General features: G+C 36.4%; 6 protein-coding genes. All 6 read right to left on the bottom strand.

Annotation, left to right across the window (positions count from 1 at the left end):
* Positions 1-2,624: HYR domain-containing protein (locus GJU43_RS01570; RefSeq protein WP_154339097.1), on the bottom strand; the 2,624-nt coding region annotated here is incomplete at its 3' end.
* A gap of 608 nt (positions 2,625-3,232) precedes the next feature.
* A complete protein-coding gene (queG, locus tag GJU43_RS01565) occupies positions 3,233-4,156 on the bottom strand; it encodes a tRNA epoxyqueuosine(34) reductase QueG (RefSeq protein ID WP_154339096.1) in 924 nt (307 codons plus the stop codon).
* The gene (locus tag GJU43_RS01560; RefSeq protein WP_154339095.1) at positions 4,156-5,502 is read right to left on the bottom strand and encodes a cytochrome P450; all 1,347 of its coding nucleotides are present in this window, start codon (positions 5,500-5,502) and stop codon (positions 4,156-4,158) included. The genes queG and GJU43_RS01560 overlap by 1 nt, the downstream gene beginning before the upstream one ends.
* A gap of 10 nt (positions 5,503-5,512) precedes the next feature.
* Positions 5,513-6,535, bottom strand: a complete 1,023-nt coding sequence (gene ruvB / locus GJU43_RS01555; protein ID WP_055096839.1) for a Holliday junction branch migration DNA helicase RuvB — start codon at positions 6,533-6,535, stop codon at positions 5,513-5,515.
* A gap of 199 nt (positions 6,536-6,734) precedes the next feature.
* A complete protein-coding gene (locus tag GJU43_RS01550; protein ID WP_154339094.1) occupies positions 6,735-8,537 on the bottom strand; it encodes a cbb3-type cytochrome c oxidase subunit I in 1,803 nt (600 codons plus the stop codon).
* Positions 8,538-8,568: 31 nt separating this feature from the next.
* Positions 8,569-9,756 carry a cytochrome c oxidase subunit II gene (locus GJU43_RS01545; protein ID WP_154339093.1) on the bottom strand — a complete coding sequence of 396 codons (1,188 nt, stop codon included), beginning with the start codon at positions 9,754-9,756 and terminating at the stop codon, positions 8,569-8,571.
* Positions 9,757-9,766 lie beyond the last annotated feature (10 nt).

Below are 9,766 nucleotides of genomic sequence, written 5' to 3'. Positions count from 1 at the left end.
ACGGTGGTTACTCCGATTGGGTATGAGCCTGGTGCATTATTCGTAACTGAAGCAACGCCGCAATTATCGGCTGTCGTCGGGGTGCCCAAAACAACTCCTGTTGCGGTACATGAATTGGCATCTGTTGTTTTGGTAACATTTGCAGGACACGTTATTGTTGGTTTTTGCGTATCAGTTACCGTTACGGTTTGCGTACATGTTTGAGTGTTTCCTGAATTGTCCGTCACGGTCCACGTCACGGTGGTTACTCCGATTGGGTATGAGCCTGGTGCATTATTCGTAACTGAAGCAACGCCGCAATTATCGGCTGTCGTTGGGGTTCCCAAAACAACTCCTGTTGCGGTACATGAATTGGCATCTGTTGTTTTGGTAACATTTGCAGGACACGTTATTGTTGGTTTTTGGGTATCCGCTACAATAGCAACAGCGTTACTCGTAGAGGTACACATTCCCGCACTAGTAGAAATCACGTAGTATCCTGTACCTGCAGAAAGACCTGACCACGTAAGTCCGGATCCGGTTCCTGCTTTTACTGCCTGAACAGCATTATTAGCGGAATTGTATAGTTGATAATTTACATTAGTAACTGAGGTGGTGGATGTGATTGTCCCTCCTGATGCAGGAACACAGATGGTACTTCCTGTTAAGGAAAGTGCTGCCGGTAATGCTTTAGGGGTTGTTGAAACACTTGCCGAATTATTGGCCGAATTACTATCTACTGTCGAATTAGGTAATGCTGCCGTATTGTTATAAACTCCTGTAGGGTTTACTTTTGCCGTAATTTTTAATGTTCGGCTAACCCCTCCATCAACATCTCCAATACTCCAAACTCCGGTTGATGAATTATAATTCCCAATTGAGGCTACTGAACTTACATAAGTATATCCGGTAGGAAGCAAATCGTTGATAGAAACTCCTGTGGCATTATTAACCCCTAAATTACTTAAGGTAACTATAAATTCTACATTAGAGCCTACACATGGTGTTGCATTATCAACCGTTTTTGTAACTCCCAAATCGGTACATAAAGTAACTGAAACCGGTTTAGATTGCGTTTGAACACCACAAGCTAAAGTTGAAGCTACCGCATAAGAACCTGTTCTGGTAGCTATATATGTATTTGAATTTGCACCAGAAATTGCTGTGCCATTGTAATACCATTGATAGGGTGCAAAACCGGAAGGAGTTGTGAGTGTTGCTGTATTATTGGTACATCCTCCTCCTGAAACATACGCCATAGTCGGATCGTCAGGCAGAGCAGCAAAACTTGAGAAAAATCCTGCCATTGAGAATCCTCCTGCCTGTTGTACTATCGAAACGGTAAGCTTAGCATTACTTGCAATAGAAAGTACTTCCGGGCTTCCAATTTGAACACTATTAAAGTTTATCAGATACCAGCCTGTTGAACCAATCTGATAACGGGCTGGAATACCAGAAATGCTTGCAATATTAGTACCATTTACGGTTACAATTTCGGTGGCACTTCGTAAAAGGATATAACCAAAATAATCTAAATTATTTGAAGCATAATTTTTAAATTTGGTTGTTTCTATAAAATTAGACCCTCCACATTCTGATACAGGTGCAATTGTTGAAATATCAACTTCACAATTTTGTGCAGTTCCTGAATACACAGCAACCCTCTTATCTGCAACGATATGGGATGCCGTAAAACTTGTGCCCGGAACACCATTTACAAAAGTGTAAAACTTCCCTGCCTGTGCCAGAGTCTGAGTTGTGGTAGATACAAGCGCTCCGGTAGCTGAATAACCTTCTATTGTTATCTTTGTATCATCTTTTGTAGCTACTACAGTAGTCTGTTCTGCCGTATTATTTCCCGTTCCTCGTTCCAGAAAATATTCAGTTCCCAAAACGGATTCAGGAGGAATCTGGTTAAAAGCGCCATCTCCACAACCTCCCGGTACATCTATAGCAGCAGATGTATTCATCACTGACGGATTTGAAGATTCTACTAAAGTTCCCATTGGAGCCTTAAACATATAACTTTGCCCAGCATTTAATGTCGCTTTAACGACGTTATCGATCGTTATACTTGTATTATCAACAGTTGCCATAATACTATAAATCGGCCTTTGATCTCCAAAAGTGCTAAAGGTCCCCAACGAACCATCTCTGTAATACCCTATTCTAAATCGTACTCCAATCCCCGCATCTCCAAAGCTGGTAAGCGCTGCATTTCCCTTTATATTAGCATCAACATTGTCACCATTGGAATAATCATCTGAAGCAATATTCCGCAGGTTTATAGCTATTGGCCCATCACTGGTCACAATTAATCCCGCACCTGTGAGTACAGTATCTAAGGCGTTCATTGGAAGATTCTTTGCTAAAAGAGGAAATCTGTAAACAGCTGGTGTTCCTTTTTTTGCCTTCAGCGAAGTTATAAGAGTGCCATCACTTTTGTTTACCGTTATATTTACTTCTGCAACAGAATTTGTAGCAATTACAATTTCATTAGCTTTACTAAAGTACTGCCACGGTGCCGGTGCGATATAATGTTTCGTATAAAACTGAGCAGAAGCAGTAAAATTTATAAGAAGAAAAAAAATAAAAAATGAGATTAATTTAAATAAACTAATCCCTTTAAAAGTAAAGTTACGCATAGACAACTATTGTTTTTGAGATAGAAATATCATAAACCAAATAACCTAACCTGGTTTTCAGAATATAGTACAGATACGATAAAAGAGAAATATTGGTTTTTAGAAATTCAACAAAAGTCGTTTCAGAATTTTCAGTAGAATAACATCGCATGTGGGCCATAAGGTTAAATAGTTTGAAGACTAAATAATACTGTATAGGATTAAATTAGTAGTTTTGGTGCCGCGAAAATATGTAAAGTCCTCAATACTAAATACATTCGTCGATAAACTACCCATAAAGTCGTTGAAATACACCTTTTGTCAGTCGATATTCACATTTAGATAGCGAAAAAGTAATGATTTGATAACCAAATAGTGAAAAACTATCAAAATATTGCTGATATTTAGCATTCTTACATATTTATCAAACAAAAATGTAAAATTTTTTGAAAAAAATAAAACAGAACAAAAAACACAAATAATTAGTTATCAGTATGTTAATTTTTAAAAAGTAAACAAATACTTACTTTAAATAAAAAAGATTGTGTTTGAGAAGATAATTAAGAATTCTTATAAAAAAGGAAGACTATATTTTAAAATTCAATCAGAAATAAAACAATCAATTAACCTCACTGCAGGAATTTAATATTGCGCTTCAAACCATCAAACTTTGTTCTTTTGATAGGGGAATTCTTAAAAACCGTGCGAAAAGTTTCTTCAGTAATTTCAATCCAGTCTTTCTTTGAGAAGGAAAGCAATTCCGGATTTGGATTAAATAAGGGTTCTGAATGAGGTTTTGAAAACCGGTTCCAGGGGCAAACATCCTGACAGGTATCACAGCCAAAAGCCCATTCATCAAATTTTCCCTTCATTTCGTTTGGGATATTTTCTTTAAGTTCAATTGTATAATAGGAAATACATTTGCTTCCGTCTACAACATAGGGAGCAACAATTGCCTGTGTAGGACAGGCGTCAATACAAGCGGTACAGGAACCGCAATGATCTGTTGTGGCATAATCATATTCTAAATCCAAATCCAGTATAAGTTCAGCTATAAAATAAAATGAACCTACTTTTTGAGTCAGTAAATTGCTGTTTTTGCCAATCCATCCCAATCCGCTTTTTGCTGCCCAGGCTTTATCGAGAACTGGCGCTGAGTCAACAAAGGCGCGACCGGAAACTTCACCAATATTTTCCTGTATGGAGAAAAGAAATTCTTTTAATTTCTCTTTGATAACCGTATGGTAATCCTGCCCGTAGGCATATTTTGAAATTTTAAAACTGTCCTGATTTTGAGTTTCTCCGGGATAATAATTAAGTAAAAGCGATACAACACTTTTGGCGCCATCTACTAATAATGTCGGGTCTAATCGTTTATCAAAATGGTTTTCCATGTAAGCCATCTGACCATTCCGGTTATTTTTTAACCAGTTTTCAAGCCTAGGGGCCTCTTTTTCCAGAAATCCTGCTTTCGATATACCGCAGGATAAAAACCCAAGCCTTTTTGCCTCTTCTTTTATAAATTTAGAATATGTTTCTTTAGAATTAATCATTATCTCCTTGAAAAAATGACTTTAACGCCTACGGGTTTTAAAGTGATTAATGGGTTAAAAAGAGCTGTCTCTTCAACTGAAACAATTTTGAATCTTTCAACAATATGGGAAATTGCCAAACACATCTCGTATATAGCAAATCCGGCTCCGATACACATTCTCGGCCCTGCTCCAAACGGATAAAAATACTGCATAGCATATTTTCTTTGTTCTCCGAGAAATCGTTCGGGATTAAACTCGTCCGGATTTTCCCAATATTTTGGATTTCTGTGCAGCTCATAAAAAGAGACTCCAATTAAGGTTCCTTTTTTTATATTGAATTGTCCTAGGTTGTCATCCTCTACGTTTTGACGATCTGTAATCCATGCTGGCGGATACAGGCGCATAGACTCATTTAATACAGCATTTGTATATGGCATGTTCTGAAGCTGCTCTACTAAATCATCCGTTTCTGATTTAATTTTCAGAATTTCATCGAGAACTTTTTGCTGAACAACAGGGTCATTTCCTAAAAGATGCAGTGTAAAGGTTAGTGCATTGGCTGTAGTCTCATGTCCTGCTATAAAAAGGATTTTTATCTCATCTATTAACTGAGTAATAGACATTCCTTCCCCAGTATCTTCATACCGAGTTTCAAGAAGCATTTGAAGTAAATCATTAACTTCATTCCTTGAAGTAATTCTCTCTTCAATAATTTCCTGAATTATACTGTTATTTTCCTTTGCAAGTTCAAGATGCTTTTTTACCTGACCACTTAGTGAGAACCACCAGCCTTTATGCGGAAGTCTGATTTCTTTGATCAAAAAATTTTGTACTTCCTCAATAATAAATTTAATACGAGTCAATTTCTCTTCAGCAATAGAAAACTGAAATAATGATTTAGCAACAACATTAAAAGCCAGTTCACTCATGACTGGAAAAAGATCAACTACGCTTTCTTCTGCTAAACCATTTAGCTCATAAACAATCGTCTGCTCCATATTTTCAACCAGCTGATTCATCTTTTGTTTGTGAAAAGCAGGCTGAATAAGTCTTCTTTGTTTTAACCAGAAATCGCCATCAACAGTTAAAAGTCCTTTTCCTAAATACTTTGAAAGATAAACGGACTGAAACTTAGACTTATGATAATTCTTTTGATTTTTCTGTAATATATACTGGGCAACATCATTATCTCTCGATAAAATTATATGCTTAGATTTTCCAATTCTAATAGAAAAAGAATCTCCCAATTTATCAAAATACCTTCTGTGAAAAGGAATAGGATTTTTACGTACCCCTTCAGAATCCAAAAAAAATCTGGATATCGAAAGTTTTGCAGGGTACTTATATTTATTATTCGCAGACATGTTGAAAGAATTAAAACAGTCCGCCCTGAATATTTGTATTTATTTTTCCTAAGTGTTTATAAGCCTTGTCTGTCACTTCGCGCCCGCGCGGAGTACGCATAATAAATCCTTCCTGAATTAGAAAAGGTTCATATACTTCTTCGATGGTTTCGCTACTTTCAGAAACGGCAGTTGCTAAAGTAGACAATCCAACTGGTCCGCCTTTAAACTTATTTATAATAGTCAGCAGAATTTTATTGTCCATTTCATCCAGGCCATGTGCATCTACATTAAGTGCTTTTAAAGCATAACGTGCAATTTCTAAATCAATCGTACCATTTCCTTTTATTTGTGCAAAATCACGCACCCGTCTTAATAAAGCATTTGCAATACGAGGTGTTCCCCTGCTTCTGCCTGCAATTTCGATCGCAGCATCCAAGGAAATGGGCATTTTAAGAATAGAAGAACTTCTTTCAACAATAGTTGTTAAAAGTTCTGTAGTATAATATTGTAATCGGGAAGAAATTCCAAAACGGGCACGCATAGGCGCGGTCAATAATCCGGAACGCGTGGTTGCCCCTATTAGAGTAAAAGGATTTAAATTGATTTGAACAGTCCTGGCATTTGGGCCAGATTCAATCATAATATCGATTTTGAAATCTTCCATTGCCGAATATAAATACTCTTCAACAATAGGACTTAAACGATGAATCTCGTCAATAAATAAAACATCCCTTTCGTCCAGATTGGTTAGTAAACCAGCTAAATCGCCGGGTTTATCCAAAACCGGACCTGAAGTGATTTTGATACCCACTTCAAGTTCATTTGCTAAAATATTCGCTAAAGTAGTTTTTCCTAATCCGGGAGGCCCGTGAAAAAGGGTATGATCAAGTGCTTCACCACGCTGATTAGCCGCAGCCACAAAAACTTTTAAATTCTCTAAAACTTGATCCTGCCCGGCAAAATCATCAAATGACAGTGGGCGTAATCTTTTTTCAAGATCTAATTCTTCTGGATTATATCCGTTTGTAGTGGGATCTAGGTTCTCATTCATTTTACAAAGATAGGCAAACTAATCAGTTTGAAAAACAGTTAAATTCTAAATAAAAAAAGGTAAATCCCAATATCATAAATTCCAAATTCCAATGCGTTGGTAAACATTTATGGAGTTTGGAATTTATGATATTGGAATTTATATTTAAATGGAATAAAACAAAAAAGACTGTCGGTTAGGACAGTCTTTTAAAATATTTTTAGTGGTGTAAAACTTCTTCACCTTCTTTCATTGGTACATTTTGAGGTACAAAATCTACATCGTGATTAGGGTTACTGTAGTCATACGGCCAACGGTGCACGTGAGGAATTTCACCAGGCCAGTTACCGTGGATATGTTCAACTGGAGTTGTCCATTCTAATGTTGTAGATTTCCATGGATTCTGTTCTGCTTTCTTACCGTAGAAAATACTACTGAAGAAGTTGTATAAGAACACTAATTGGAAAGCTCCTCCTACAAGAGCAAATGTTGTAATTAAAACATTCACATTTTGTAAATCATCAAATAATGGAAAGTTTGTATTTGTATAATAACGTCTTGGCAAACCAGCTAATCCTATAAAGTGCATTGGGAAGAATACTCCGTAAGCACAAACTGCTGTTACCCAAAAGTGAATATAACCTAAGTTTTTATTTAACATTCTTCCGTACATTTTAGGGAACCAGTGGTAAATACCACCGAACATTCCGTAAAGTGCAGAGATACCCATTACTAAGTGAAAGTGAGCAATAACGAAGTATGTATCGTGAACGTTAATATCTAAAGTACTATCTCCTAAAATGATTCCTGTTAAACCTCCAGTGATGAAAGTGGAAACCATTCCGATAGAAAATAACATTGCAGGATTAAATTGTAAGTTCCCTTTCCATAAAGTTGTGATCCAGTTAAACGCTTTTACTGCAGATGGAATCGCAATCAATAAAGTGGTAAAAGTAAATACAGACCCTAAGAAAGGATTCATACCCGATATAAACATATGGTGACCCCATACAATTGTAGATAAAAACGCAATTGCAAGAACTGACATAATCATCGCTCTGTATCCGAAGATTGGTTTACGGGAATTCGTAGCCATAATTTCAGAAACAAGACCCATTGCCGGCAAGATTACGATATAAACCTCAGGGTGCCCTAAGAACCAGAATAAGTGCTCAAACAATACAGGAGAACCACCTTGGTAATGTAAAACCTCTCCCGCAATATAAATATCAGACAAGAAGAATGAAGTACCAAAACTTCTATCGAAAATCAATAATAGTGCAGCTGATAATAAAACCGGGAATGAAATAACACCAATAATAGCTGTTACGAAAAATGTCCAGATTGTTAATGGAAGTCTGGTCATAGACATTCCTTTAGTTCTTAAGTTGATAACTGTTACAATGTAGTTTAAAGATCCCATTAAAGAAGATGCAATAAATATAGCCATTGAAACCAACCACAAAGTCATACCAGTACCCGAACCAGGAATTGCCTGTGGCAACGCACTTAAAGGCGGGTAAATTGTCCAACCTGCAGATGCCGGTCCAGCTTCAACAAATAAAGAAGACACCATAATTACAGCAGATAAGAAAAACAACCAGTATGAAATCATGTTCATGAAACCGGAAGCCATATCTCTTGCTCCAATCTGAAGTGGAATAAGTAAGTTACTAAAAGTTCCGCTCAAACCGGCTGTAAGTACAAAGAATACCATTATCGTACCGTGAATTGTAACTAAAGCCAGATAAATATCATTAGCCATCACACCATCTGGTGCAAATTTATCGCCTAATAAAACATTAAATATTTTAAAAGACTCTTCCGGCCATGCTAACTGCATTCTAAAAAGTAATGACATTGCAATACCAATAATACCCATGATGATACCAGTAATCAGGTACTGCTTAGCAATCATTTTGTGATCAATACTAAATATATATTTGGTAATGAAAGTGTCTTTATGGTGATGTTCGTGCTCGTGATCGTGTTCGTGTCCGTGATCGTGTGCTTCTGCTGACATATATGTATACTTTAAATTTTCTTAATAAATATTATTTCATAGCCACTTTAGCTACAACGGCTTTAACAGTATCAATAACTGCTTTTACTGTATCCTTAGCTGTACTATCTGTAGTTGGAGCTTTTACTGCTTCAGCAGGTTTTTCAGCAGCGGCAGCAGCTTTAATATCCTGAGTTAACGTAGTTTTTTCGCTTAACCATTTTTTATAATCTTCCGGAGTATCTACAACCACTTTCATTTGCATGTTGTAATGAGAAGCTCCACAAATTTTATTACATAATAATAAATAATCAAAGGTATAAGGATCTAAAGCTGTTCCTCCTTTAGCAACTAACTCGACACTTTTTTCAGCTCTAAGTTTGTTGATGTTTGCCACTTTTTCAATCATAAAAGGCAACTCTCTGTATTCAGCAGTTGTGTAAGTTGGAATGAAAGCAAACTCTGTAACCATTCCCGGAACACAGTTCATCTGTGCTCTGAAGTGAGGCATGTAAGCAGAGTGCAATACATCCTGAGAACGCATTTTGAAATGTATTTTTTTTCCTTTTGGGATATGCAATTCTGAAACCACGATATCGTCTTGAGCATTAGGATCTGACATATCAACTCCTAATGTATTAACACCTTCTATCAAACGAACATTTGCTTTTCCAAGAACATTGTCTTGTCCGGCATATCTTGCAGTCCACTTAAATTGTTGTGCATATAATTCTATTTCGATAACATCTTCATCTTTATCAACGAACATAATATTATTCCAGGCATACAATCCGTAAAGAATTAAACAAGCCAGAACAACAGATGGAATAATACTCCAGATCGCTTCTAATTTGCTGCTATCAGCAAAGAATAAAGCTTTTCTATCTTTATGCCCTCTATTTTTAAAAGAAAACCAGTATAATAAACCTTGTGTAATAAATTGAACGATAAAAATTAAAACCCAGGTAATATTCATCAAATTATCTACTAAAAGACCATGCTCTGAAGCTGGAGTATGAAGTGCTAAACCACCCCACTTTAGTAAACCATAAATCGTAAATATATAGATGAATGCCAAAAAGCCAAACATAATATATCCCTGAATATTATTATCATTATCCGATGCAACCTGAGAATCGTCCGAAGAGGATCCCACTTGAGTAAGATCAAATATCTTGGTCAATTGCCATAATGCAACTGCTAATAAAACTAAAACTATAATTACCAACAAACTTGTCATCTGTTTACTT

It is taken from the genome of Flavobacterium sp. LC2016-23 (assembly GCF_009674775.1).
Lineage (GTDB): Bacteria > Bacteroidota > Bacteroidia > Flavobacteriales > Flavobacteriaceae > Flavobacterium.
The sequence above is the reverse complement of the archived record's forward strand: the minus strand, read 5'-3'. Positions and strand labels throughout refer to the sequence as shown.